The organism is Bradyrhizobium sp. AZCC 1588 (assembly GCF_036924735.1).
Taxonomy (GTDB): Bacteria; Pseudomonadota; Alphaproteobacteria; order Rhizobiales; family Xanthobacteraceae; genus Bradyrhizobium.
In genome coordinates this window covers 1,911,501-1,938,016 of sequence record NZ_JAZHSC010000001.1, presented here as the reverse complement: position 1 = coordinate 1,938,016, position 26,516 = coordinate 1,911,501, and the positions used below count along the sequence as shown (strand labels likewise).

The 26,516-nt window shown below is 62.7% G+C and carries 21 protein-coding genes and 2 pseudogenes; 10 read left to right on the top strand and 13 right to left on the bottom strand.

All coding sequences use genetic code 11. The features are described 5' to 3' along the window. Positions 1–50: 50 nt before the first annotated feature. Positions 51–356, bottom strand: a complete 306-nt coding sequence (locus V1277_RS08960) for a hypothetical protein (RefSeq protein ID WP_334415865.1) — start codon at positions 354–356, stop codon at positions 51–53. Between the two features lie 12 nt (positions 357–368). Between V1277_RS08960 and V1277_RS08955 the strand changes: the two genes are divergently transcribed. Beyond that, complete coding sequence (locus V1277_RS08955; protein WP_334415864.1) at positions 369–1,430, top strand: YcaO-like family protein; 1,062 nt, start codon at positions 369–371, stop codon at positions 1,428–1,430. Positions 1,431–1,468: 38 nt separating this feature from the next. Then, positions 1,469–3,568, top strand: a complete 2,100-nt coding sequence (locus V1277_RS08950; protein ID WP_334415863.1) for a BTAD domain-containing putative transcriptional regulator — start codon at positions 1,469–1,471, stop codon at positions 3,566–3,568. Here the strand turns inward: V1277_RS08950 and V1277_RS08945 are convergent. Together V1277_RS08945 and V1277_RS08940 are read right to left on the bottom strand one after the other, a co-directional pair. Then, positions 3,565–3,975, bottom strand: coding sequence for a hypothetical protein (locus tag V1277_RS08945; RefSeq protein ID WP_171583683.1), 411 nt, complete (start codon positions 3,973–3,975; stop codon positions 3,565–3,567). The genes V1277_RS08950 and V1277_RS08945 overlap by 4 nt on opposite strands. 42 nt (positions 3,976–4,017) lie before the next feature. Next, a complete protein-coding gene (locus V1277_RS08940; RefSeq protein ID WP_334415862.1) occupies positions 4,018–5,760 on the bottom strand; it encodes a hypothetical protein in 1,743 nt (580 codons plus the stop codon). A 520-nt stretch (positions 5,761–6,280) separates the two neighbouring features. Between V1277_RS08940 and V1277_RS08935 the strand changes: the two genes are divergently transcribed. Continuing rightward, positions 6,281–7,156 carry a dihydrodipicolinate synthase family protein gene (locus V1277_RS08935; RefSeq protein WP_334415861.1) on the top strand — a complete coding sequence of 292 codons (876 nt, stop codon included), beginning with the start codon at positions 6,281–6,283 and terminating at the stop codon, positions 7,154–7,156. Positions 7,157–7,158: 2 nt separating this feature from the next. Here V1277_RS08935 and ftsH read toward each other — a convergent pair whose 3' ends face one another. Further along, complete coding sequence (ftsH, locus tag V1277_RS08930; protein WP_334373115.1) at positions 7,159–9,000, bottom strand: ATP-dependent zinc metalloprotease FtsH; 1,842 nt, start codon at positions 8,998–9,000, stop codon at positions 7,159–7,161. A gap of 320 nt (positions 9,001–9,320) precedes the next feature. Here ftsH and V1277_RS08925 point away from each other — a divergent pair, with 320 nt between their 5' ends. Continuing rightward, positions 9,321–10,421 carry a S1C family serine protease gene (locus V1277_RS08925; RefSeq protein WP_334415860.1) on the top strand — a complete coding sequence of 367 codons (1,101 nt, stop codon included), beginning with the start codon at positions 9,321–9,323 and terminating at the stop codon, positions 10,419–10,421. A gap of 157 nt (positions 10,422–10,578) precedes the next feature. Continuing rightward, positions 10,579–12,903, top strand: coding sequence for a xanthine dehydrogenase family protein molybdopterin-binding subunit (locus V1277_RS08920; protein WP_334415859.1), 2,325 nt, complete (start codon positions 10,579–10,581; stop codon positions 12,901–12,903). Between the two features lie 37 nt (positions 12,904–12,940). On the opposite strand, the pseudogene V1277_RS08915 reads toward V1277_RS08920, so the two are convergent. From V1277_RS08915 to V1277_RS08900, 4 genes and pseudogenes are all read right to left on the bottom strand, one after another. Beyond that, positions 12,941–14,038 (bottom strand): annotated as a pseudogene (locus V1277_RS08915) (ISAs1 family transposase). A gap of 255 nt (positions 14,039–14,293) precedes the next feature. After that, positions 14,294–15,490, bottom strand: a complete 1,197-nt coding sequence (locus tag V1277_RS08910) for an acyl-CoA dehydrogenase family protein (RefSeq protein WP_334415858.1) — start codon at positions 15,488–15,490, stop codon at positions 14,294–14,296. A gap of 15 nt (positions 15,491–15,505) precedes the next feature. Then, positions 15,506–16,645 (bottom strand): acyl-CoA dehydrogenase family protein, encoded by a 1,140-nt coding sequence (locus tag V1277_RS08905; RefSeq protein WP_334415857.1) that lies wholly within the window; start codon positions 16,643–16,645, stop codon positions 15,506–15,508. 19 nt (positions 16,646–16,664) lie between these two features. Beyond that, positions 16,665–17,516, bottom strand: coding sequence for an enoyl-CoA hydratase (locus V1277_RS08900; RefSeq protein WP_334415856.1), 852 nt, complete (start codon positions 17,514–17,516; stop codon positions 16,665–16,667). 159 nt (positions 17,517–17,675) lie between these two features. Here V1277_RS08900 and V1277_RS08895 point away from each other — a divergent pair, with 159 nt between their 5' ends. From V1277_RS08895 to V1277_RS08885, 3 genes are read left to right on the top strand one after another with little or no spacing between them, the layout of a single operon-like run. Continuing rightward, entirely contained in the window at positions 17,676–18,284 is a 609-nt protein-coding gene (locus V1277_RS08895; RefSeq protein WP_334415855.1) for a LemA family protein, read from the top strand. Positions 18,285–18,304: 20 nt separating this feature from the next. Next, a complete protein-coding gene (locus tag V1277_RS08890) occupies positions 18,305–19,186 on the top strand; it encodes a TPM domain-containing protein (RefSeq protein ID WP_334415854.1) in 882 nt (293 codons plus the stop codon). A gap of 2 nt (positions 19,187–19,188) precedes the next feature. Beyond that, the gene (locus V1277_RS08885) at positions 19,189–19,686 is read left to right on the top strand and encodes a TPM domain-containing protein (protein WP_334415853.1); all 498 of its coding nucleotides are present in this window, start codon (positions 19,189–19,191) and stop codon (positions 19,684–19,686) included. A gap of 110 nt (positions 19,687–19,796) precedes the next feature. Here V1277_RS08885 and V1277_RS08880 read toward each other — a convergent pair whose 3' ends face one another. The 3 genes from V1277_RS08880 to V1277_RS08870 all read right to left on the bottom strand — a co-directional run bounded on the left by V1277_RS08880 (position 19,797) and on the right by V1277_RS08870 (position 21,720). Then, positions 19,797–20,411, bottom strand: a complete 615-nt coding sequence (locus tag V1277_RS08880; protein ID WP_334415852.1) for a glutathione S-transferase family protein — start codon at positions 20,409–20,411, stop codon at positions 19,797–19,799. 125 nt (positions 20,412–20,536) lie between these two features. Then, positions 20,537–21,349: an MBL fold metallo-hydrolase gene (locus V1277_RS08875; RefSeq protein WP_334415851.1), complete on the bottom strand. Its 813-nt coding sequence runs from the start codon at positions 21,347–21,349 to the stop codon at positions 20,537–20,539. Then, complete coding sequence (locus tag V1277_RS08870; protein WP_334415850.1) at positions 21,346–21,720, bottom strand: Crp/Fnr family transcriptional regulator; 375 nt, start codon at positions 21,718–21,720, stop codon at positions 21,346–21,348. The genes V1277_RS08875 and V1277_RS08870 overlap by 4 nt, the downstream gene beginning before the upstream one ends. Positions 21,721–21,961: 241 nt before the next feature. Between V1277_RS08870 and V1277_RS08865 the strand changes: the two genes are divergently transcribed. Continuing rightward, complete coding sequence (locus V1277_RS08865) at positions 21,962–22,990, top strand: hypothetical protein (protein WP_334415849.1); 1,029 nt, start codon at positions 21,962–21,964, stop codon at positions 22,988–22,990. A gap of 90 nt (positions 22,991–23,080) precedes the next feature. After that, on the top strand, positions 23,081–24,583 hold the full coding sequence (locus V1277_RS08860) for a hypothetical protein (RefSeq protein WP_334415848.1): 1,503 nt from the start codon (positions 23,081–23,083) through the stop codon (positions 24,581–24,583). A gap of 19 nt (positions 24,584–24,602) precedes the next feature. On the opposite strand, the pseudogene V1277_RS08855 reads toward V1277_RS08860, so the two are convergent. Together V1277_RS08855 and V1277_RS08850 are read right to left on the bottom strand one after the other, a co-directional pair. Beyond that, a pseudogene (locus V1277_RS08855) lies at positions 24,603–25,248 on the bottom strand (glutathione S-transferase family protein). A gap of 11 nt (positions 25,249–25,259) precedes the next feature. Further along, positions 25,260–26,465 (bottom strand): CaiB/BaiF CoA transferase family protein, encoded by a 1,206-nt coding sequence (locus V1277_RS08850; RefSeq protein ID WP_334415847.1) that lies wholly within the window; start codon positions 26,463–26,465, stop codon positions 25,260–25,262. Between the last annotated feature and the right edge of the window lie 51 nt (positions 26,466–26,516).

The following is a 26,516-nucleotide window of genomic DNA, read 5'->3' as shown; positions in this document are numbered from 1 at the left end:
AAGTTCCTCCAGGGTGAGGGCGGACTGGCCTCACGTCCGGAGTCTGCACGTCAAGTCGTGAGGTCACCGTGAGCGGTACCGAAAATTCGATGCAGGAATTGTTTGTGCGCGCTGCATCGTTGCTTCTTGGCAACGATGTGGACGCGGCCGGCGATCACGATGCCAGACTCATCCTTCAGGCGCTGGAATATGCCGAAGAATCCAGCAACGGGATTGATTCGCAGCTCGCGAATCGCGCTCATTTGCTGATCGCTGCTTCCCGATTTGCGCGCGTGTTCGAACTGGCCTCGCCCGATGCGCCCGGCCTGATCAGCTTTGGCGCGCAATTCGATCCAGCGCTTGCCGATCCCTTGCACGAGGAAAGCCCGATGGTCAGCGTTTCCGGCGTCGGTCTGACGTTGCGGGAAGCGTTTCAGGGCTGCATCGGCGAGGGCATCGAGTACCTCTCTCAATTGCAGACCGGAACCGACCTGTTGCTCAAACCCGGCGTCGACGATTGGGCCGGAAAACTCGGTCCGAAGGCGCTGGAGTTGGTCGCTGCCCTTTCGGAACGCCGCATGCAACCGGAGCGGGTGCTTTCCTGGCGTCGCGCAACGCGACTGACCGACGGCGGCGAGGTGTTGCTTCCGGCGGACATCTGCCTGCGGCGGCTGCCAGCGCAACGCGAGTTTGTGCCGCCGTTCCCGCTGAGCATCGGATCGGCCGCTGGTCCGTCACGAGACGCCGCAGCGCTGCATGGTCTCTTGGAACTGATCGAGCGCGATGCAGCCAGCCTGTGGTGGAGAGGCGGTCAGTTGCCGCGATCGATTCCGGTGCAGCATGCAGCGGGTATCGCAGCGGAGGGCTTGTTGCGGCAGCTTCGGCATGGCGCACCGGTGCTGCGTCGGACTTGGCTGCTCGATATTACGACGGATATCGGCGTGCCCTGCGTCGCGGCAGTCTCCTGCCGGGCGGACGGTTCCGGTTTCGCCTTCGGCCTCGCCGCGCGGCCATCCCTCGAGGCCGCGGTCCGCTCGGCGATTCTGGAAATGTGCCAGCTCGAGCTGGCCGACATCGTCGTCGCAACCAAACGCAGTGAACGCGGCGACGACGCGCTCAACGCACAGGATCGCATCCACCTGCAGCGCGCAGCGATCGACGCCGACGAGTGCAGATTGCTGCAGCCGGTCGCAGAGTGCGCAGCCCATCTGCCCTTTCCCGCAACTGAAGCGAGCGTCATATTTGGGTTGATCGTACAGCGTTTGGAAAAGCTCGGAATCGAGACGTTCTACCTCGAACTCACACGCCCGCGTTTCGCCATTCCAGTGGTCCGCGTGATCGCCCCAGGCCTGCAACTCGAGCCATCCGAAATCGTCACGGCCAGGCTGCAGGATGCGATGGCGCGGAGTGGAGGTGGCGCAACCTATACCGGGGGTGTTCCTTTGATGTAGAGTGGCAGAATTAACCAACCGGTTCCGGAAACCGTTTCATGCCGGCCAGTGCCAAGGCCATGACATCAGACAATGCCGCGGCGGCGCCCGAAAGCGCTCCGCGCCTGTCGGTATCGCTGGTCGGGCGGCTCGGCGTGCGGTTCAACGGCCGGCCGATCGAACTGCGAACCCGCAAGGCCGGCGCCGTCCTGAGTTATCTCGCGCTGTCGGAGACCAAGCAGGAGAGCCGCGAGCGGCTGGTCGGCCTGCTGTGGAGCCGTTCCGACGAGGAAAAGGCGCGAGCCTCGCTGCGGCAGGTCGTGCGCGAACTGCGGGCGATGTTCGAGGAGGCCGGCTATGACGGCTTTGTCGCGGAGCGGCTCCTGATCGGCCTCGACGTTGGACGAATCGAAGTCGATATCGAAAGCGTGATCCAACTCGCCGAAGTCGGACGCGTTCATCCGTTGCTGCTCGACATCCCGCAGCTCGACGGGCGCTTGCTCGAAGGAATGGACGATCTCGACCCGTCGTTCCGGGTCTGGGTGCTGGCCAAGCGGCAGACCATCCATGAACGGCTGATGCGAAATCTCGACGAAGGCTTGACCTCCGCAAGCGTAGCTGCCGAGTCCAAAAAGAGGATTGCGGCCGCGATCGTCAATCTCGATCCGACCCACGAATACGCCTGCCGCTATCTGATGCGGGCGCATGCGGAAGAAGGCGATATTGCCGGCGCGCTGCGCATCTACAAGGCGCTGTGGGACCTGCTCGATCGCGACTACGCCATGGAGCCGTCGTCGGCCACCGAAGAACTCGTCGCGAACATCAAGCTCGGCATTCTGGAGCCCGCGCCGGTCGATCGGGCTGCCTCGGCAGCGAATGACGAATTCGCTGTCAGGATGGTCAGAGGGACCACTCTCCAGCCGGTAGTCCCGATGCCACCGGTCAATGCACCCGTCAAGACGCGCCTGGTGCTGCGGCCCTTTGCGATGCACGGTGTCGACGAGGACCACAGCCATCTGGTGCAGGGGTTCTCCCAGCATCTCGCGGCCTGTCTCGTGCGCTTCCGGGAATGGAGCGTCGTCGATCGTCCTCCGGCGGCCCTCGTGCTTCCGGCGGGTACGTCTCCGCAATACTGCATCGAGACCACCGCCTATCAGGCGGGTGCCGAAATCAACATCGTGATGGTGCTTCGGGACGATACCACCGGGATTTACGTCTGGAGCGAAAGCTTCCGACTTGGTCTCGGCAACTGGTTCGAAACACAGCAGCGCATCATCCGCCGGATCGCCACCTCGCTGAACGTGCAGCTCTCGACCGAACGGTTGATGCGGTTGGCCGGCGAGCCTGACGTATCGCTTGACCTACATGACCGCTGGCTGCGCGGACAGAACCTCATGTCGAAGTTCGATCCTGAAAGCTGGCGGCGGGCGGTCGCCATCTTTCGCGATGCGATCCGCGACAATCCGGGTTTCTCGCCCTGCTACAGCAGCCTCGTGCAGATGAACAACATCGAGCATCTGGTGCACCCCGGGATCTTTCGCGATCTCGAAAAGGCCAAGGCCACTCTTGAACTGGCGAAGACCGCCGTTCAACTGGACCCGGTCGATTCCAGGGCGCATCTGTGCTGCGGCTGGTCCTATGTGATGGCGCTTCGGGAAGCCGAAGCTGCGCCGCACATGGCGCTTGCCTGCGAGCTCAATGACAACGACCCGTGGACGTTGCTGTCGAGCGCTCACTATGAGGTCTTTTGCGGATCAATCGAACAGGCCCGGCTCAGGGCCGACCAAGCACTGACGCTCTCGCCTGCGCCTTCCTACCTTGAATGGGCTTATCATTGCACCATTCGCTTTCTGTGCGGCGACTACGCAGGCGCCGTCGAGGCCTGCGATCGCGCCAATGGCGTCGGGCGGACATTGCCCGCATGGCGGACCGCTGCGCTGTTCTATCTTGGGGAGTTGGGGAAGGCGCGCGAAGAAGCGCAGCGCTTCGTGAATGGACTACGTTCGTTTTGGGTCGGTACATTGACCCCGACCGACGAGGCTGTCGTGCGGTGGGTCATGCAGGCCCACCCGATTAGCGTGAGCGAGCGACAGGAAACCCTTCGTCGAGGTTTGCTCGGCGCAGGGCTTCCTGTCGGGATATCGTCCAGCTCTGACTAGGCGCAGAAGCTGATCGTGTAATCGCCGATACGCTCGGCATGCACCTTGAACTTGTCGGCTTCCGGAATCACCGGATCCATCCCGTTGAACAGCCGCTTGTAGAACGGCGGAAGCGGGTAGGTTGCGCCTGGCTTGCTGAGCTTCTCTTCGGAATCCGCGATCGCCACGGCGGGCGGCAAGCGCACCACGATCGTGTCCATCTGCTGCTCAACGAACTTCACCTTCGTATAGCGATCCGGCACCGTCATGAACACCTGCGCCTTGGCGAGTTGCTCCTTGAATTCCTCGACGGTGGTCGGGATCGGATACTCGTTGTCGTCGTCAAGATAGTTCTTGCCCGTCGACCAGGTCTTTACGAGGTTGCCCCAGCGCTCATGGTTGGTCACTTGCATTCTTTCGAGGGCCATAATTTCTACTCCTCCGGGTTGCGCGAGACGGAACAATTCCGCTCACAGAAATGCAGGCACGGCCTGCTGCAGTTCGGCAATTTCGGTGGTGAATTTCACCAACCGCGCCATGTTTGAAATCTCTCGAATGTCCTGAAATACGTTCGTCAGGTAAAATTCGCGGGAAACGAGGCCCAGTTGATCGGTGAGCGAGCCGCCGCCGGCCGTTTGCGGGACGCTCGCGAGCGCCCCGAATATCACTTCCGATACGATGATCGAACCGAGCAGCCCGAGTTGCAGGCCCTCCGTCTGCTGCATCGCCTCGAACAGGATGAAAAACGGCAGCGGCGGATCGTTCGAAAGGGTTTCAATGTCCTCGTCCGTCAGCGCGCCGTAGGCTGGTGTCGAGACGAGCCATTCGCGAAGCTGATTGACACGGTAGGCGCGGTCGGCAAGCAGGCGCGACGTGGCGATGAAATGCGGCCGCCTGCAGCCGATCTCGGCAATCAGTGCATCTACCGACCACATGCCGGCGAGGCCGGCGCCGAGCAGGTCGCGATAGAGCAGGCCGACCCGTTCCGTCTCGTCGAACGCCGGAAAGATCTGGTCATTGCCGAGCCCATCGCTGAGATGTGGTCCGATGCGGCGGCTGAAATTCGGCGTCGAGCCGTTGATCTCGAAAAAGCGCGACCATTGCACCATCCAGGTCTCGTCGAGCGGCATGTTTGCCGGATCGTTTACCGAGCTCTTTTCAAGCGTATTGTTGAGGTCATGGAGCGACAGGTCGTTGATCTGGTATTCGGGTCGCACCATGGCGTGACCGAAGCGGAATGCGCCGTGCGAAAACTCGAACGGAATTTCCCAATCTCCGATCGCAGGACCGTCGGCTGATGCGGGACGGTCGATGAAGTGTGGGGCAGGCCCGCAGTAGCTCGCGTAGATCGCCGGATGAGTCACCCTTCGCATCAGGTCGTTGCGGATGATGTTGTGATAGATGGCCGTCAATGCGCCGCGGGCGCACAGGAAGCGCTTGTAGGCGGCGCCGAACTGGCCGTTTGGCCCCGCATTGCCTTCGCGGCGGCGAATGATATCGACGAGGCCGTTGTGCAGCAGCGCAAACAGCGCGGTGAGCTGGGACATCACGGCGTGATCGTCATTGCGTGGATCGGCAACCAGCGCTTCGGTGAGGGCAACGCGGACACCCGCAATGCTGCGATCGATGCCCGTCACGTTCTCGGCGGGGGTCCGTGCGATGTCGCGAAATGGGCAGCCCGTCGCCGACTGCTTTTCCTTCCAGCGCATTCGCCCGAGCCGCAGCTTGGTGCGCCGGTCGTCGCTCGGTGCGTCGAGCGCATAGATGTGCGGCGATCCGACCGGGCCGCTGCCGTACAGCGTTTCCAGTCGAAGCGGAGTACGGCGGGCGTTGGTCGTCCCTCGGCCGAGCCCTCCCGCAACCGAAAGCGGAATCGCCGAGTGAACCAGATCATGCGCAATGAACTGCAGCAGATAGGTGTAGCCCGAGGGGATGAAGGGATTTTCCCAGTATTCCGCCGATCGAGCCTGGTGTGGCGGCCATTTTATGGCGGCGTCCATTCGCCGTGACAGGCGATGCATCAATCCGCGAAGCTTTGCATGGTGCGACGTCGACTCGAGCGGATCGATACCGAAGGCGCGGAAACGCTGCGAAGGAGCCGGTGTGCCGAGGAAGTGACGAAAGCCGGGAACTGTCGCCGGCGGTATAGAGCCGCGCGTATTGAGCTCGGAAGTTCGGAAAGAGGATGCGTCAGCGACCTTCTGCACAGCCATCAAGACTATTCTCGCGATTGGTCAAGGCGGCGAGAGTGCGGAGAAAGTCGTGAAATTATCGTGAGTTAAATCGTTAGAACCTGTGAACATCTGTGGACATCTTTTAGCCTTGTGGTGCAGCGCGCATACGCGTGACGCGGCCTCCCGGGCCTGCTTTCCGGCAGGCGGTGCGACGGCATAATACGGAACCTGCAGGGGCTTATTGGCGCGTGTGAAGCACATCGAGGCGGCATCCTTGGCACGATATTTCGGCGCAATGCTCGCGATGATGATTGTTGTTTCAGGCGCTGCGCAAGCCGAGCCGGCCGTCGACGACGGTCGGTCCGATCAACTGTTCAATCGAGCTGAGATGCCGATGTCGGAGTCGGCAGCCACGCGCGCGGCTGCCGCTCAACGCAGCCAGCATAGCATTGCTCCGGTGTATGGGATCAGGTCATCACGTTTGCGAAATGTTGTCTTGCAGCGGTATTCCGGATAGCCATGGCGGTCCGGACTCTCCTGCCAAAGGCAAATTCCTTCCATGGCTGATTTTCACGGCGTCTTTCCCTACCTGGTCTCACCAGTCGATGGATCAGGCCAAATTCGTACCGAAGTGCTGAGCCGGCTCTGCGACGACCTCATCAAGGCGGGCGTGCATGGGCTGACGTCGCTGGGATCAACCGGCGAGTTCGCCTATCTCAACCAGGCGCAGCGTGCCAGCGTCGTGCAGACCACGATCGAAGCCGCTGATGGCCGCGTGCCGGTGATCGCCGGCGTCGCCTCGACATCGACGGCGGATGCGGTGGCGCAGGCGAAGGCGTATCAGAAGCTCGGCGCCGACGGCATTCTCGCGATCATGGAGGCTTACTTCCCGGTGGCCGACGCGCAGGTCGAATCCTATTTCCGCGCCATTGCCGACGCGGTCGACATTCCAGTCGTGATCTACACCAATCCGCAATTCCAGCGCTCCGATCTCACGCTCGACGTGATCGCGCGGCTCGCGACCCATCCGCGCATCGGCTACATCAAGGACGCCTCCACCAATACCGGCCGGCTGCTGTCGATCATGAATCGCTGTGGGGAGGCGATCCGCGTGTTCTCCGCATCCGCCCACATCCCAGCGGCGGTGATGCTGATCGGTGGGGTGGGCTGGATGGCCGGTCCTGCCTGCATCATCCCGCGGCAGAGCGTCGAACTCTACAATCTCTGCAAGGCGGCGCGCTGGGATGAGGCGATGGCGTTGCAGCGCAAGCTGTGGCGCATCAACGAGGCTTTTGCGCGGTTCAACCTGGCCGCCTGCATCAAGGCCGGGCTCGACATCCAGGATTACGCGGTCGGCGATCCCATCCCGCCGCAGGTGGCCCTGACGGCCGAGCAGCGCAAGGTGGTCGAGGCGGCGCTGCGCGACCTCGGATAAGGCTAGATCGCGCGCAGCGCCTCCTTCGGCGTTTCGCGCATCAGCGCTTCGAGGTCGCTCTGCTCCAGGGTTTCCTTCTCCAGCAATTTTTTCGCTGCGCGATCCAGGATCGCACGGCGCGCCTTCAGGATGCCCTGCGCGCGGTCGAACACCCGATCGACGATCGCGCGAACCTCCTCGTCGACTGCTGCAGCAGTTTCGTCGGCATAATCGCGCTCGCGCATGGGGAAGGGCCGATCGGCGCCGGCCAGGAAATTGCCGGGATCGCGCTCGTAGGCGACGCCGCCGAGTTTTTCGGACATGCCGTAGCGCGTCACCATGCTGCGGGCGATGTCGGTGACGCGGCGAAGATCGTCGGCGGCGCCGGTGGACAGGTGGCTGAACACGATCAACTCCGCCGCCCGGCCGCCGAGCAGCACCGCCATCTTGTTCTCCAGTTCCTCCTTGGTCATCAGGAAGCGATCCTCGATCGGGCGCTGGATGGTATAGCCGAGCGCGCCGACGCCGCGCGGGATGATCGACACCTTGTGCACGGGATCGACGCCGGGCAGCGACAACGCGATCAAGGCGTGACCCATCTCGTGATAGGCAACGATCTCGCGCTCCTTCGGATTGAGCAGCCGGTTTCGCTTCTCCAGCCCGGCGACCATGCGCTCGACCGCGTTGTTGAAATCGGTCATTGCGACGGCAGTGGCGCCGCGCCGTGTCGCCAGCAGCGCGGCTTCGTTGACCAGATTGGCAAGGTCGGCGCCGGTGAAACCGGGCGTCAGCGCAGCGACCGCCTCGGCATCAACGCCGGAGTCGAGCTGCACCTTCTTCATATGAACTTTGAGAATTTCGGTGCGGCCCTTCTTGTCGGGGCGATCGACCAGCACCTGGCGGTCGAAGCGACCGGCGCGCAGAAGTGCCGGATCGAGGATTTCCGGCCGGTTGGTGGCGGCAAGGATGACGAGGCCGGAGCGCGAGTCAAAACCGTCGAGTTCGACCAGAAGCTGATTGAGCGTTTGCTCCTTCTCGTCGTGACCGCCCGCAAACGGCCCGATGCCGCGGGCGCGGCCGAGCGCATCGAGTTCGTCGATGAAGATGATGGCAGGCGCTTTCTGATGTGCCTGCTGAAACAGGTCGCGCACCCGCGCCGCGCCGACGCCGACGAACATCTCGACGAATTCCGAACCTGAGATCGAGAAGAACGGCACCTTGGCCTCGCCGGCCACCGCCTTGGCCAGCAGCGTCTTGCCGGTGCCGGGCGGACCGACCAGTAGCACGCCCTTGGGCATACGCCCTCCAAGCCGTCCGTAGTCGGTCGGATTCTTCAGGAAGTCGACGACCTCGCGCAGTTCGTCCTTGGCTTCGTCGACACCGGCGACATCGGAAAAATTCACGCCGGTATTGGACTCGACATAGATCTTGGCCTTGCTCTTGCCGATCGCCATCAGCCCGCCGCCAAGGCCGCCGCCTTCAGCAGCGCGTCTGGCGATGTACCACCACAGGCCGAAGAACAGGAGCACCGGCATGACCCAAGACAGCAGGTCACGCAGGAAAGTGCTCTCGATCTGGCCGGTGAATTTTACGTTGTATTTCTCGAGCTCTTGTGCGGTCTCCTGATCGACGCGCGTGGTGACGAACTGCTTTTGTCCGCCGGACAGCGGCTCCTTCAAGGTGCCCTGCACGGTGCGGTCGGAGATGCCGACGGTCGCGACCTTTCCCTGCTTCAGCAATTGCTGATATTCGCTGTAGGGAATGATGGCGATCTGGCTCGCCGTGGAAACGAAATATTGGATGATGAAGACAGCAAAGATGGCGGCGATCGCATATCCGATATTGAAACGTGTCTTGTTGTTCATCTCGCAACTCCGGACGCAGATCCTCACGGGAAGCCGGGTCGGGGCATTCGCCTGATCCAAAGGGACCTGCGGCGAGCATGGATTGCGCCTCCATGACAATGGGAACGGGGAGGTTTGGTTTCAATGGACGCGGCTTGCGGGACAAATCACACTACCTAAATCATTGGTAGAAAGCCGATTTCAGCGCGCCAGCAAGTCTCTGAAAACCGGAAACTTTCGGCCGGTGTGGGCGTTTGATGTGCTGACACTTTAAATGGCTGAACAGCCCGTTGCTTCCCATTGCCGTTCGCACGCGAGCGGCATTGCCAGGTGAGTGATCGATGAACCGTCGCTTCGTGCTTTTCGCAGCCATTATCGCAGGCGTGTTGGTGGCGCTGACCGTCTCCAATATCCGCTACAGCCCGTGGACCAATACCACCGCCCGAACCGTCGACCAGCGTGGGCCGCTGTCTGATGCCGAGCGCGCGAACATCGAGTTGTTCGAACGTGTCTCGCCGTCGGTCGTGCAAGTCGCGGCGCGCTCTGCGGCTGCCAATCCCCTCGCCGAGGAGGAAGGCGGCGAAGCCGGCACGGCCGCAGCCTCGGGCACCGGCTTTGTCTGGGATAATGATGGCCACGTTGTCACCAACAACCATGTCGTCCAAAATGGCAGAGAGGTCGCAGTTCGCTTCGCCTCGGGCGAGGTAGCCCGGGCCGAGGTCGTCGGCGTCGCGCCGAATTATGACCTCGCGGTATTGCGGATCAGGAGTGCACGTAAATTGCCGCCGCCGGTGGCGCTGGGCAGCTCAAGCGAGCTCAAGGTCGGTCAATCGGCGTTTGCGATCGGCAATCCGTTCGGGCTCGATCAATCGTTGACGAGCGGAATCATCAGCGCGCTCAAGCGCCGGTTGCCGACCAGCAGCGGCCGCGAAATCGCCAATGTGATTCAGACCGACACTGCGATCAATCCCGGCAATTCAGGAGGCCCACTGTTGGATTCGGCGGGACGATTGATCGGCGTCAACACGGCGATTATCTCGCCTTCCGGCTCCAGCGCCGGCATTGGCTTCGCGATTCCCGTCGACGTCGTCAATCGCATTGTCCCTCAACTCATCAGGAACGGTCGCGTGCCGACGCCCGGGATCGGCATCGTTGCCGCCAGCGAGGCTGTTTCGACCAGACTTGGCGTCGAGGGGGTGATCGTCGTGCGCACCGCGCCTGGAAGTCCAGCCGAGCGTGCCGGCATCCGTGGCGTCGATTTCGGCTCGGGTGCACTCGGCGACGTCATTGTCCAGGCCGACGGCAAGCCGGTGCATCGGCTTTCCGACCTGACCGACCAGATTGAGCAGGTCGGCGCCGGCAAGGACATCCGCATCACCCTGAAACGGGGGGCGGAGACGCGCGATATCAACATTAACATCGTGGACATCGGCCGGAGCTGATACCCCTTTTTTCCACGGCAGGATCGTACCCGTCCGCGGCCGGCTACGCTGGCGCATTTATTGCAGGCATTTATTGCAATGAATTGAATGAGTTGTCTCACGCGGAAAAGCCGCTAAAACCTCGCGCAATCCGACAAGAAGCTCAAAGGACGAACTGATGAACATTCTTCCCGGCAATATGCGTTTTGGTGCGGGCCAGCCGGTCAAGCGTTTGGAAGACCAGAGACTGCTCACCGGGAAGGGGCAGTTCATCGACGACAAGCCCGACGAGGGCGCGCTGTGGCTTTACGTGCTGCGCTCGCCCCATGCCCACGCCAAAATCGTCTCGATCGATACGACTGATGCCGCCGGGATGCCGGGCGTCCACGCGATCTATACCGGCGCCGAGCTGATCAAGGACGATATCGGCACCATCCCGACGCTTGCGATCTTCAAGCGGCCGGATGGATCGCCGATGACGGTGCCGCCGCGGCGGCTGCTTGCGCATGAAATCGTGCGGTATGCCGGCGAAGCTGTGGCCGCCGTGGTGGCGACTTCGCACGTGCTAGCCCAGACCGCGGCCGAAGCGATCGCGGTCGATTACGAGGTGCTGCCCTCGGTGGTCGACCCTGTCGAGGCGGTGAAGCCCGGCGCACCCGTCGTATGGCCCGAGGCGACCGACAATATCGTCGCTGCCATGAGCTACGGCGATGCCGCCAAGGTCGAGGAAGCCTTTGCCAAGGCTGCGCATGTGGTCTCGCTCGACCTGGTCAGCCAGCGGCTGGTGCCCTCCGCCATGGAGCCTCGCTCGACGATTGCCGAGATCGAGAAGAAGACCGGCCGTTTAATCCTGCACGTGCAGTCGCAAACGCCCGGCTCGACCCGGGACCTGCTCGCGGAATCCATTCTGAAGCGGCCGAAGGACAGCGTCCGCGTGCTGGTCGGCGACATCGGCGGCGGCTTCGGCCAGAAGACCAGCCTTTATCCCGAGGACGGCATCGTTGCTTACGCCGCGACCAAGCTGAACAAGAAGATCCGCTGGCGCGGCGACCGCACCGACGAGTTCGTCGGCGGCACCCATGGCCGCGATCTTACCTCGACCGGCGAATTCGCGCTCGACGCCAAGGGCCGCGTGCTCGCTTACCGCGTGCGTTCGATCGGAGGCACCGGCGCGTACTCGTCGGGGACCGCGAATATCATTCCGCTGGTGCTCGGGCCCTTCGTGCAGACCGGCGTCTACGATCTGCCGCTGGTGCATTTCGAGGTGAAATCGGTGATGACCCACACCGCGCCGGTCGGCGCCTATCGCGGCGCCGGGCGGCCCGAAGCCGTGTTCATCGTCGAGCGGCTGATGGATGCTGCCGCGCGTCAGATCGGAATCGATCCGCGTACCATCCGCGAGCTGAACTACATCAAGCCGGCGCAACTGCCCTACACCAATGCCGTCGGACAGGTGTACGATTCCGGCGCCTTCGCGCACATGCTGTCGCGCGCCTCCGAGCTTTCTGACTGGGATGGTTTTAACGCGCGCAAGAAGGCGGCGAAGAAGAAGGGCCTGCTCTACGGTCGCGGCCTCACCAGCTATATCGAATGGACCGGCGGGCGCGCGCATACCGAAAAGGTCAGCCTGCACGCGACCGCGGAAGGCCGCATTATCCTGCATTCCGGCACCATGGCGATGGGGCAGGGCCTGCAGACCACTTACACGCAGATGGTATCCGATACGCTCGGAATTCCCATGGACAAGATCGACGTCGTGCAGGGCGATACCGATCTCGCCACCGGCTTCGGCAGCGTCGGTTCGCGCTCGCTGTTTGTCGGCGGCACGGCGGTTGCGGTTTCGAGCAACGACATGATTCAGAGGGCGCGCGAGAAGGCCTCGAACGTGCTGGAAACGTCCATCGAGGATATCGAATACCGCGACGGCTGGCTGACGGTGGTCGGCACCGACAAGCGCATCAGCCTGTTCGAGATCGCGAAGAACGAAGATGGCGCGCGGCTCTCCGTCGATTCCGAAGGCGAAGTCGACGGCCCGAGCTGGCCGAACGGCACGCACATTTGCGAGGTCGAGATCGATCCGGAAACCGGGGTCAGCAAGGTGGTGCGTTACACCACGGTCGACGACGTCGGCATTGCGGTCAACCCGATGCTGGTGACCGGCCAGGTGCACGGCGGCGTCGCCCAAGGCATCGGGCAGGCGCTCTATGAGGGCGTCGCCTACAGCGAGGAAGGGCAGCTATTGACCGCGAGTTACCAGGACTACTGCGTGCCGCGCGCCGACGACATCCCGCCGATCGCGGTGACGCTGGACGATTCCGCGCCGTGCCGCACCAATCCGCTCGGCGCCAAAGGCTGCGGCGAGTCCGGCGCCATCGGCGGCCCGCCTTGCGTCACCAACGGCGTGATGGATGCGTTGAGCGAGCTCGGCATCAAGCAGCTCAACACGCCGCTGACGCCGGCGAAGGTCTGGCAGGCGATAAGGGATGCGAGGGCGGGCGTATAACGTTCGGAGCCATTCACCCTCCCCTGGAGGGGCAGGGCTATCGCATGTGAGCAATGAGTTCGAAGAGGAAGGCATCGTTCCAGCCAGCCCGCTTGAGCTTGAGGCGCAAGGAGCTGGTTGTGTCGGGATGGGCTCTGGCAACATTGAGGGCAAGGCGCCTGAGTACGGCAAGGTTGGCCGGGCCGTTGTCCTTGCGATTGCGGGCCAGATCCTCGTCGAGGATGACATCGAGCGGCCAGTGCAGGCCGTTTTCGATGGTCCAATGGGTGCGAACGATGCGCAGAACCTGCGTGCGGCTGTAGTTTTGGCTCATCAGGAAGTAGCGCTCGACGGTTTTGTCCTTGCCGCGCTTGCTGCTGATCCGTGCGACGGCTTTGAGGCCCGGAAAGTTGTGCTTCCGCTCCATATCCTTGACGGGCACGACAAGCACACTGCGCTTTTCCTTTCGGCCATGATCTGCCTCGGTGGTGGAAACCGGCTTCTTGCCCTTGCGCACCGCTGCGGCAATCGCCGCCCTGGCGTCGGCCTACAGCGCTGGCTGGTTCTCCTTCACCGCCAGCACGTAATCGCCGCCCCGCGCCACGATCTCCTTGGCCATGCCGCGATGGCAGTGCAGCGCATCGGCCGTCACCACGCAGCCTTTGAGCTGCAGAAGTTCGATCAACTGCAACGCGCCAGCAGCTTCGTTGTTGTTCGGCGCCTGCACGTTGGCCAGCGCCATGCGGGTCTGCGCCGCCCAAGCGGTCACCATGACCGGCGGCATGTGGCTCCTGCCGCGCTCGTAGCCGCGCCGCAGCGCCTTGCCGTCGAGCGCGATCACGCCTTTTGGCCGTTCGATCTTCGCGCCTTCGGCAAAGGCTTTCATGAAGCGCTGGAAGGCTTTCTCGAACGCTTTCGGATCGAGCATGCGGAACACGCGGCTGAACGTGTCGTGGCTCGGCAGACCATGCTCGAGCACCAGCACGCCCTCCCAAAGATAGGCCTTCATTCGCGCAAACAAGGCCATGTCGGTGCAACTCGTTGCCCCGCACAGCGTCGCCATCAAGGCGATGAACAAAATCTCCGTCAGATCGTGCAGCGCATTGTCCGCGCGCGGGTCCGGCAGTTCCTCGAAGCACTCCGCAAATCGATTCATCGGCCGCTCCATCCGAATCAGGAGCTACCTTCAGAATCAATTTCTCGCCGCTTCGCAATAACTTACGGAATTGAACATGCGATTCCCCTGCCTGGAGGGGGAGGGTCGACGCGAAGCGGCGGGGTGGGGTGACGGTCTCTCCTCTCGGAAGGTGCCCGTGTTGAGAGATCACCCCGCCCCGTCACGCATCTTGCGATGCGTGCCGACCCTCCCCCTCCAGGGCCCTCCAGGGGAGGGTTGGGGACGCGCACGGATCTACAGCCCCAACACCATCTTCGCGACGATATCGCGCTGGATCTCCGACGAGCCGCCGAAAATCGTATAGGCCCGGCCGTTGAGATATTCCGGCACGACGGGAAGCAACTCCTCGGGGATTCCCGGCGCCTCGTTGAGCCGGTAGAGCGGCCGCATTGGCTCGACATAGAGCCCGTCATTGCCGATCACGTCGACGCCGAGCCGCGTCACCGCCTGGCGGATTTCGCTGACGCGCAGTTTTAGGAGCGACGACACCGCGCCGGGATTTTGCCCGGTCTGCAGCGCCGATAGCACGCGCAGCTCGGTCATCTCGAGCGCGTCAATATCGACCTCGATCTCCGACATCCGTACCACGATATCGGGATCGTCGATGGCGCGGCCGGTCGCGTCAGATTCGGCAAGCTCCGAAATCGTCTTCAGCGCATCGCGCAGCTTGGCCGAGGCGATGCCGGAGCCGCGCTCGAACTCGAGCAGATATTTGCCGTAGGTCCAGCCCTTGCCTTCCTCGCCGACCCGGTTGGCGACGGGGACGCGTACGTCGTCGAAGAACACCTGGTTTACCTCGTGGTCGCCGCCGATGGTCAGGATCGGCCGCGTCGTGATCCCGGGCGTCTTCATGTCGATCAGGATGAAGGAGATGCCGTCCTGCTGCCGCTCGGTCTCGTTGGTGCGCACCAGCGCGAACATCCGGTTGGCGTGGTGGGCGTGCGTGGTCCAGATCTTGGTGCCGTTGATGACGTAGTCGTCGCCGTCGCGCACGGCGCGGGTCTTCAGCGAGGCGAGGTCGGAGCCGGAGCCCGGCTCGGAATAGCCCTGGCACCAGTAATCCTCGCCCGAGAGAATCCGCGGCAGATAAAAATTCTTCTGCTCGGGCGAGCCGAAGCCGATGATGACCGGGCCGACCATCTTGACGCCCATCACGTTCACATTGGGCACGCCGGCGCGGGCGCATTCGGCCTCAAAAATCCAGCGTTGCGCCGGGGTCCAGTCCGGCCCGCCATATTCCACCGGCCAGCCCGGCGCGCCCCAGCCCTTCTTATGCAGCGCGCGCTGCCAGGCCATGCCGATATCAGGATCGGAGAACACCGAAGGCGTCAGCGCGGTGGCACGCTTCATCTCCGGCGTGAGGTTGGCCGCGATGAAGTCGCGCACTTCCTTTTCGAAGGCGCGCTCTTCAGCGTTGAAGGCGAGATCCATGGGTATCCTCCCTTTTCAGGTCTGAACGGCACGTCCGCCTAGGGCGGCGTGACGGCGATAATGATGGGCGCTGCCGCCGAACAGCGTCTCGAAGGCGAGCAGCCGCTTGAAGTAGGAGCCGACGTCCAGCTCTTCGGTAACGCCCATCGCGCCGTGAAGCTGCACCGATTGTTCGGCGACGAAGCGCGCGCATTTACCGATCTTGGCTTTGGCGCCCGAGGCGGCGCGGCTGCGCGCGACCGGTTCGGCATCGGCCATCAGTGCCGCGCGCAGAGCCATCGAACGAGCCTCGTCGCATTGCATGGCCATGTCGGCCAGGCGATGACGGATCACCTGGTTGGCAGAGAGCGGCCGACCGAACTGCTTTCGGATTTTGGTATATTCCAGCGTCTGGTCGAGCAGCGTTTGCATGATGCCGACGGCTTCGGCACCGAGCGCAGCTATGGCGCGGTCGACCGCGACTTCGATCGCGGGCAGCACGTCGCTGCCGTCGCCGAGCAGGGCGTCGGCGGGCAGTTGCACGCCGTTGAGTTCGAGATTGCAGGCGCGGCCGCCGCCAAGCCGCAGGTAATCGCGTAACGTGAGACTGCGCGTGCCTTGCGCCACCAGGAACAGGCCGAGCCTGCCGTCGCTATCGTTGACGCGGGCCGAGACGATGATATGTCCCGCAGCGTTGCCATCAAGCACCGTGGTCTTCTGGCCATCGAGGCGCCAGCCGTCGGACGTCTTCTTGGCGATCGTCCGAACGTTGGCGAGATCGAAGCGCGCCTGACGTTCCGAATGCGCGAAGGCCAAGTACAGCGAGCCATCGGTGATCTTTGGCAACAGCGCCTGCTTCTGCGCTTCCGTGCCGCACTTCGCGATCAGCGACGCGCCGATCACGACGGTGGAGAGATAGGGCTCAGCGACGAGGCCGCGCCCGAACGCTTCCATCAGGATGCCGATCTCGATTGCACCGCCGCCGAGTCCGCCGTGAGCCTCGGGAATCGGCAGCGCCAGCCAGCCGAGATCGGCGAACTGCTTCCAGATGTCGGCGCTGAAGCCGAGCGGATCGTTCGCAACCCGGCGGCGGTGATCGGCGGTATAGGTCTCGCTGACGAAGCGGTCGGCACTTTCGCGCAGCAATCGCTGCTCGTCGCTCAAGGTGAGGTCCATTTGATCTTCTTTGCTTGTTCTATTTTGCTTGTGCCGGCTTCCGAACCGAGGGATGCAAGCCTGCAGGATCGACGATCATCCCGAATTCCTGAAGATTGTGTGCGTGGCAGAGCTGATGCAGCGCGAATGCCTGCTCGATCGCCGCGGGCTGTCCCATCACGTCGACCGAGCGATTGACCGCTTCCTTGGTCAATTTCAGCGCAAAGGATGGTTTGGCCGCGATCCGTTCGGCGAGCTTCATCACGAAGGGTGATAGTTCGTCGCGCGGCACCACGTGATTGACCATGCCGAGTCGGTGCGCTTCCTGCGCGTTCCAGACGTCCGCAGTGAACAATAATTCCTTCGCTTTACGTGGTCCCAATTCCCAGGGATGCACGAACCATTCGACACCGCAGACACCCATCGTGACGACAGGATCGCAGAATTCTGCATCATGGCTCGCTACGATGAGGTCACAGGCCCACGCCAGCATCAGGCCGCCGGCGATGCACTTGCCGTGCACTTCGGCGATCGTCGGCTTTGCCAGATTGCGCCAGCGCCTTGTGATCTGCAGATAGATTTCCTGCTCGCGCGCAAAGCGGCCGTGGGCGTTGGGTTCGGCGAACCCGCCCCAATTTCCGACCGGCGGAAAATCCGCGCCGGCGGCATTCTTAGCCCCGGGACGCAGATCATGCCCTGACGAAAAATGCGGGCCGTTGCCGGCGAGAATGATGACCTTGACCGCGTCGTCCTGCACCGCCTGATCGAAGGCGGCGTTGAGGTCGTAGGTCATCTGCAGGTTCTGCGCGTTGCGCGCCTCGGGCCGGTTCATCACGATCCGCGCGATGCGCGGCTCCGGCCGCTCCACGACGATGGTTTCGAAAGCGGTCAATCGGCCCTCCCTTTATTATTATCGGGCCATGTTGTTATTTCGGCGATTGATAGGCAAGGGCCATCGGGCTGCAAAATGAACCTGAGCAGGCTCGCGCCTTGCATGCCAGACGCAACCAATCAAACAGGTTGGCGTTGAACTTTCCTTTAGGAGAGTTCGATGCGCAGAGTTTGGACCGTACTGGCGGCGCTGGCGACGCTGAGTCTGACCAATTGCGGCTACAACGCCATCCAGACCAATGACGAGCGGGTCAAGTCGGGGTGGTCAGAAGTGGTCAACCAGTACCAGCGTCGCGCCGATCTGGTGCCCAACCTCGTCAATTCCGTAAAAGGCTTTGCGCAGCAGGAAAAGGACGTGCTGCTCGGCGTCACCAATGCCCGCGCCAAGGTCGGCAGCGTCCAGGCGACGCCAGAGGTGCTGAACGATCCCGCCGCGTTCCAGAAATTCCAGTCCGCCCAAAGTGAACTCACGAGCGCGCTGTCGCGGCTGTTGGTCGTCACCGAAAATTATCCGCAGCTCAAATCGGATGCGCTGTTTCGCGACCTGATGGCGCAGCTCGAAGGCACCGAGAACCGCATCACGGTGGCGCGCAACCGCTACATCAAGGCGGTGCAGGACTACAACGTCGGCATCCGCACCTTCCCGAACAATCTGACGGCGATGGCGTTCGGCTACAAGGAAAAGCCGGCTTTCGCGGTCGAGAACGAGAAGGCGATCTCGACGGCGCCGAAGGTGGACTTCAACCCGACACCGGCGCCCGCCAAGTAGCGGCTGAAAAGGCCACTGCGATGAACGCTGCGAGAGCGTCCCTTCTTGCGCTACTGCTGTGCTGGGCCGCGTCAGCCCTGGCGCTCGTCGCTGTGCCGCCCTTGAGCGGGCGGGTTGTTGACCAGACCGGCACGCTCGCTGCTGGCGACATTGCCGCGCTGACGCAGCAGCTTGGGGATCTCGAGGCGCGCAAGGGCAGCCAGATCGCGGTGCTGATCGTGCCGACGACGGACGGCGAGGCCATCGAGCAATTCGCGCTCCGCGTCGCGGAAGCCTGGAAGATCGGCCGCAAGAAGATCGACGACGGCGCGCTTCTCGTGATCGCCAAGAACGATCGCCGCTTGCGGATCGAGGTCGGCTATGGTCTTGAGGGCGCGCTGACCGACGCCACCACCAAGCGCATCATCGACGAGGACATCACGCCAAAATTCAAGAGCGGTGATTTCGCCGGCGGTGTTTCGGCAGGCGTCAACCGGATGATCGCAGTCGCCAATGGCGAGAAACTGCCAGAGCCGGAGCCGCCACACTGGCAAAGTCACGGCTTGTCCGACTACGTCGATCCGTTCAATCCATTTATCCTCGTCCTCGTTTTCGTTGTCGGCGGGGTACTGAGGGCGGTGCTCGGCCGATTCATCGGCGCGGCGGCAACCGGCGGCATCGCAGGCGTCTTGGGCTGGTTCGTTGCGGGATCGCTCGCAGCGGCGATCCTCATTGGCTTTATCGCGTTCGTCGTAAGTTTCCTCATCCAGAACATGGGCTCGAGCGTGGGGCGCCGCGGCAGAGACAGTGGATGGGTCGGTGGCAGCGGCGGCTCCTGGTCCGGCGGTAGCAGCTCCAGCGACAGCGGGTTCCGCGGTGGCGGCGGCAGCTTTGGCGGCGGCGGTGCATCGGGGAGCTGGTAGACATGAGCATCGGACGTATCACGAGGCATCTTCTCCAGCATCACTGGCGCCGCCGCCGCGATTTCCCGCCAGCCGTCTTGGCGAGGATCGAACAGGCGATCAAAGCGGGCGAGGCAACTCATTCCGGGCAGGTCCGTTTCGTGGTCGAAGGCGCGCTCGACGGCGCGCCGCTGTTTCGCAACCAGCCCGCGCGTGAGCGGGCGCTGGATGTCTTCTCGCATTTGCGGATATGGGACACCGCCGACAATAACGGCGTGCTGATCTATCTCTTGCTAGCCGATCACGACGTCGAGATCGTCGCTGACCGCGGTATCAACGCCAAGGTCGGCTCTGAGGGGTGGGAGAAAATCTGCCGGCAGATGGAAACCGATTTCCGCGCCGGGCATTTCGAGCGGGGCGTGATCACTGGCGTCCAGGCTGTGTCGCGCGAATTGGCGACGCATTTTCCGAAGGCGGGCGGCGGCGCGAATGAACTCCCGGATGCGCCGGTGGTGATTTAGAACACCGAACCATCCTCGTCATTGCGAGGAGCAAAGCGACGAAGCAATCCATCTGTCCCCGTGTGGTGAAATGGATTGCTTCGCTTCGCTCGCAATGACGAGGAGAGAGTCTACGCCGTCACTGAAGGCCGCTCTCCCACGCGCGCCATCCAGGCCACGATATTGGTGTTTGCCGTATCGAGCGGCTGGCCGACCTGGCCGCCGAAATCGAGCCAGCCATAGAGCAGGATATCCGCCAGCGTGAAGCGCTTGCCGCAAATATGTTGGCGACCGTCGGCCATCTGGCCGTTGAGCCATTGCAGGCGGTTGGCGGCGATCATCTTCAGGCCGGGCGAGGCCTCGGGCGCACAGAGGATGCGCTTCTCGAAGAACTTCAGACCCTCTCCGAAACGAAAGCCGTTGGCGAGCGGCTCGCAGATGTTGAGATCGACGCGGCGCGTCCACATCCGGCATTCGGCGCGCTCTTCCGGCGTGGTGCCGATCAGCGGCGGGTTGGGATGCTTCTCTTCGAAATATTCGCAGATCGCGGTGATCTCCGACAGATAGCTGCCGTCGTCGAGTTCGAGCGTCGGCATTTGCCCATGCGGATTGCGCTTCAGATGCTCGGCCTCGCGGTTCTCGCCCTTGCGCAGATCGACCGTCTGCTTCGGTATCTCGATGCCCTTTTCTGCCATGAACATGCGGACGATGCGCGGGTTCGGCCCGACCGAGTCGTAAAATTTCATGTTGCCGTCTCTCCCGATATTTTTTGCAGGCTTGGTTGCTGAGAGCTGTTCAACAGGCCGCCGTTCCAATTGTCAAATGGGCAGACCACATTCGACGCTGCGGAATATCTTGCGGGCCGGCAGGCCTAGCTGTCGTCGAGCTTGTTGAGGTCGCGCACCGACTGCATGATAGGCTCGAAATTCGCTCGCGCATCCAGCGCGTCGAATAATTGCGCGGTGTCCGACAACAATCCATGCGAGCGCTGGATTGCAATCCGCACATCCTCCTGCGGCGTGTCGGACAGCCGTCCGTGGCCCGACAGTAGAATTTTCGAGTTCAGCCCCTTCAGCCGCTCCAGCGACTGGATGTAGTCGGCAATGCTGCCGGAGCCGAACACGCCGCCCATCACGCCGCCGGGCATCAGCGTATCGGAGGCGAACAACAGTCCCTTGTCTTGGTCGAACAGCGTGATGCAGGCCGAGGTATGGCCTGGCGTGTGCATCACGTTGAGGCGGAAATTGCCGAGGTCGATCAAATTGCCTTCTTCCAGCCAGAGATCGATGTTGATCGGCACGTTCGGCTCGTTGAACATCTTGCGCAGCATTGAGAAGTCGTCGCGCAGCATGATCTTGTTGGCGGCGAGTCTGTGCGCGGCGATGAAGGCGCGGCCGTGGAAATGATAGGCCGCGCCGATGTGGTCGAGATGCTCGTGGCTTAGCACCACCATATCGATATCGTCGGGCTTCACCCCGATGTGATTGAGAGACGTCAGCAGGTGCGGATAGTTCGAAGACAGCCCGACATCGATCAGGATGGTGCGCGAGCTCCCGCGCACCAGATAGGCGTTCGCCCCACGGTTCTTGAAGCGGACCTGATAGACGTCTTCGGCGGCCTGGATCAGCGTACAGACGTCGCTCTCGAGCAGCGTCTTGAACGGGCTTGGTCTGCGCTCGCTCATGAACCGCCCGCGGCTCTGAAGGCGACCGTGTTGGAGGCCCGCAAGCGCTTGCTGAGCGCATCCATGATCATCAGCGCAAAGGCAGGCTGCTGGCTCACCAGGTAGACGAAGCGGGCGTGATTGATGCGCATCACGCGGGTGTGTGGGGTGGCTGCAATGGCCGTTGCCGAACGCGACGAACCGTCGATGACCGCCATCTCGCCGAAGAATTCACCTTTGCCGAGCGTGACAATGACGGACTTGCTGGCGCCGTTCATCTTGGCGATCTCGACCTTGCCGTCGAGCACGACGAACAGTTCCCGCCCGGTCGAGCCTTCCTCAAAAATGACGTCATCTACATCAAACTCGTTGATGCATTTCTCGATGGTCATGGTGGCCCCCTGCCTTTCTGGCTGGTCGGTTGCGTCCATGTTAGTCGGGAAACGAGCCGGCGCAAACGGAACCACGGATGCCGCAGGGCTGCATTAGGAGACTTGGACCGGGATGGCTGACGTGTATCGGGCCAAAACCGGACCGGATGAGTTCCTAAAATTTCGGTAAGGCCCGGGCCGGTAACGATTTGGCAAGCAATAAAAGTTACCAAATGGTCAATCAATTCTGGAGAATCCAACTGTGAGCGATCAGCAATCCCAGCCCACCAGCGGTGAAACCGGAACCCTTGGTGCCGGGCCAGCCGCACCGGACAAGCCGGCGCCGAGCGAGCCGGTAACCGCTGCGGCTGAGGTCGAGCCCGTGAGACTGGCGCCCGAGCAGGAAGAGACCTCACCGAAGCCTGACGCGCCCAAGGTGGAAGCTGCCGGCGCGGAAGCGCCAAAGGTCGAGACGCCAAATATCGAGGCGCCAAAGGCTGATGCTCCTAAGGTTGATGCCCCCAAAATCGACGCCGTAAAGCCGGAAGCGCCGCGCTTCCCCGGCAATGTGACGATCATGTCGCCTGGCGACCGCGTCGGCAGTGAGACGAAGGCTGCGCCGGCGGAGGCATCGTCCGGCAAGCGCAGGATCGGGGCCATGGCCGCCGTTGTGGCGCTGGCGACCGTGGCCGGTGCGCTCGGTGGTGCGTTGGCGACCGCGGGCATTGGAAAATTGATGGCCGGAGATTCGGCCGTGGCGTCGGCGAAGGACAGCGCCCTCGAAGCCTCGGTGGCGCGGCTCGATGCCGAGATCGGTGCACTGAAAGCCAGCCTGGAGCAGACGTCCAAGACGACGACAGGCCAGCTCAACAAGGCCAGCGACCGCCTCGACAAGGTCGAGAAGGCCCAGGCCGAGCCCGCCGCCAAACTCGCCAAGCTCAGCGAGACCGTCGACAAGCTCCGCGCTGCCCAGGCCTCCGCAACGACCGCTGCCGCTGCGCCGGCCCCTGCGAAGGAAGTGACCGGCTCGGTGCCGCAACAGGTTGCCGCCGCAGCGCCTGCGCCAGCACCCGCGGCTCCGCCCAAGCCTGAAGTCGCCCGGCTGCCGACCGTCGAAGGCTGGGTATTGCGCGATGTCGCCAATGGCAGCGCGCTGATCGAGGGCCGCCGCGGCATGTATGAGGTCTATGCCGGCGATCCCGTGCCCGGTCTCGGTCGGGTCGACGCCATTCGCAAGCAGGACGGCCGTTGGGTGGTCGTGACCAGCAAGGGCCTGATCGTCGCGCGATAACGGCACAACAAACCAACAGGAAGGCGCTTCACGGCCATGTGAAGCGCCTTTTTTCTTGAATAGACCTCTTTGCGCGGTGTTAGTTGCGACATGAGCCGCGCGCCACGATTTCTCGTCATTTTGTTTGCTCTGCTGTGCGGTGCTTTGCCCGCGCGTGCGGCACAAGATGCGCCGCTTGAGCGCGGTGCCGCCATCACCGATCCTGCGACGTTGCGCGGGCTCGATGGCGGAAAACTTCGCCTCGACCGCTTGCTGGTGCCTGGGCGGTCGGCGGACATCCCGCTTGCCAACAGCGAGCTATTCGCCTTGCCATCGATGGCAACGGTCCGGCAGGCGATCGACGGTGAGTTCGATCGCTACATCGCGCGGCATCACGCGAGCCTTTCAAAGGAAACGATCGGCGTCGGCGAGGGCTTTGATTTCCAACTGTTCGACCGCACGCCGCTCTATTCGGCAGAGACGCGGTTCGTGCTGGCCGGCATCGTCAATCGCATGGACCGCACTTTCGTTTCCGAAGCAAGCTGCGGCGAGATCCGCCTGATTTACCGCCTGACGCGGATCAACAAGGCGGCGGGTGACGATGCGGCGCCGCCGCGGCTGCCGATGACGCTGAACCTCGTGCTGAAGGCGAAAGGCGAGGGGGCGGCGATCGCATGTTCCGAAATTGCCAGGCGCTGGCTCGGCGCAGAGCCGTCGGCGAGCGGCGGCCCGCTCGATCTGATCGACTATCAGAATATCGATCGCATCGAGACCAATCTCCAGATCGCACACGCGCCGAAATCCTCGGTTCGCAGCTTCCGAACCGATTATCTCCTGAAGGTGTTTCGCTACGACCGGCAAACGCGCGCATTCGTGGAATCGCCGATGGAGAACCAGATCGACCGCGCGCGCCTTCTGGCGGACGATGGCCTCAAGCGCGAGTTCAGGACATGGCTGCTCGATCCGGTCAATCTCATTGCGTTCGATCGCGGCACCGTGCTGATCCCGGAAAAATTCCTCGCGAGCGGCGCGATTGCGCCAACGCCGGTCGGATTCGATCCATCGGACCTGGAGCCGGAATTCGGGCTGGTGCATGGAGAGGGTGCCGTGTTTAACGAGGCTGACGTGGTGGCGGCGTTAAGGAGGGTCACGGAAGGCGGCGCGAAGCTGCAGAGTATCCGCTCGCTTGCCGGGTTCGAACGGCGGCTCAATGACGTGACCTGTTCCGGCTGCCACCAGACGCGCGGCATCGGCGGCTTTCATTTTCCCGGCGTCGACTGGATGGCGGCTCAGCCTTCCAATTCAACCGTCGTGCCGGCGTCGCCGCATTTCTTCGGCGACCAGATCCGCCGCCGCGATATTCTCACGGCGCTGCGCGACGGCAAGCCGCCGGATTATTCGCGCGGATTTGCCAACCGTCCGCAGTTGCGGGGCAGCACCGAACTCGCCGGCAGCAACTATTACGATGGCTGGGGCGCGCATTGCTATGTTCAGGGCAAGCCAGCCGCCAACAATGACGGAAGTTTTCGCGACTGGACCTGCGCGGAGGGCCTGACCTGTCAAGCCGCCGGCAAGATCTCGCGCATCGGCATGTGCTTCGTCAAAAGTCGGTAGGCGTGCTGAGCATCGAGGATCACTTGGCGTAATGCGTCAAGCGCTTGCCCGGCAACAGATCATAGGCCGACTTCCAGCCAGGCAGTTGCGCCATCCGCCCCAGCCACGCGTTGATCGCGGGATGGCTCACAGCCCAATCATATCCGGTCTCGTCAGCGGGATAATGCAGATAGGCCATCATGGAAATGTCGGCCACCGTCGGCCGTTCGCCGATGGCGAATGCATTCTTCCGCATGTGTTTCGAGAATTGACAGGAAATCATCGAGGCGCCTGCGGAAATGTTTCAGCACGTGCTCGTCCGGCGACGGCGTGAAGGTGCGGAAGTAGCGGTAGGTCGCCATGTAGCCGGTGAGCTTGTGGTTGTCCCAGAACAGCCAGCGCAGCAATTCGAACTGTTCCTGCTCGGTCTCGCCGTCGAACCGGCCGAATTGCTTTGCCAGCTTGAGCAGGATCGGCGCTGTCTGGGTGAGGCGCTCGCCGTCGACCTCGAGCACGGGAATTTCGCCCATCGGATTGACGTCGCGCCGCCATTCCGGCGTGCGCGTGATGCCGCCGCCGAAATCGGTCCATACCGGCTCGAACTTCTGCCCACACAGAGTGAGCATCAGCGCGAGCTTGTAGCTGTTTCCCGACTCCGGGAAGTAATGCAGTCGATATCTGGGCATGGCTTTTCGACCTACGCCACTGCGCCGGCCGAGCGCAGCGCTTTGATTGCTGCCTCATCATAGCCGGCGTTACGCAAAATTTCATCGCTGTGTTCGCCGATGCCCGGCGGCTTGCGCGGCCGGACCTTGCGGCTGCCGTCGATCCAGATCGGGCTGTTGACGGTCAGCATGGTGTCGTTCTCGAACGGCACCAGCACCTCGTTTTCGATCATCTGCTTGTCATTCGGAATGTCATCGAGAATGCCGACCACGCCGAATACGAGACCATTGCCGTCGAGAATCTTGCGCCATTCGGCAAGGTCCTTGGTCGCAAACGTCTCGTCGAAAATCTTGATCAACTCGACCGACCGCGCATGGCGGTCCTTCTTGGTCTCGAAACGGGGATCGGTGACGAGATCCTCGCGGCCAAGGCAGCGCGCCAGCGTCGGCCATTGCCGGTCCTCGTTGAGCAGGGAGAGAATTAGCCAGCGTCCGTCCTTGCACTGATAGTGGTTGGTGACCGCGTTCAGCGCGCGCTCGCGCGGGCGGCGTTCGCCGAATTTTGCGCCGACCAGTTTTGCCTGCGCCAGCACTGAAGCGGCCCAGACGCCGTTGGCCATCAGGTTGGAGCTGACATGCGATCCCTTGCCGGTGCGCTCGCGCTTGTAGAGCGCTGTGACGATCGCGCCGTAAAATGCCATCGCACAAGGGTGGTCGCCCATGCCGGCGATCGATCGTGCCGGCGTGGTGTGTTCATCCGCGCGGACCAAGTCCATCAGGCCGGAGCGCGCCCAATAGGCGTTGGAGTCGAAGCCGGGCTTGTTGGCTTCCTCGCCCTTCTCGCCATAGCCGGTGAACGAAGCGTAGATCAGGCGCTCGTTGTGGGGCGCCAGATGGTCATGGGTGATGCCGAGCCGCTGGCGCACCTGCGGCGGATAGTTGGTGATGAAGACGTCAGCCTGGGCGGCGAGGCGATGCAGCACCGCCTGTCCCTTGGGCTTGGAGAGATCGAGCGCAAGGCTCTTCTTGTTGCGGGCTTCCAGCATCCACGCGAAATTATGCTCGCTATGCGGGTAGCCCGGCAAATTCGGCAGATTGCGGTAGGGATCGCCGGAGCCGGGCGGCTCGATCTTGATCACGTCGGCGCCGAAATCCGACAGCACGGTGGCGGCCGCCGGCGCGGCGATGAAGCTCGCGCAATCCAGAACCTTGAGGCCGTCGAAGATACCCTTTTCCATAGTGCCGCCGCTCCGTGTGGCTTGTTGATTTTTTCGTGGGTCGGAATTACC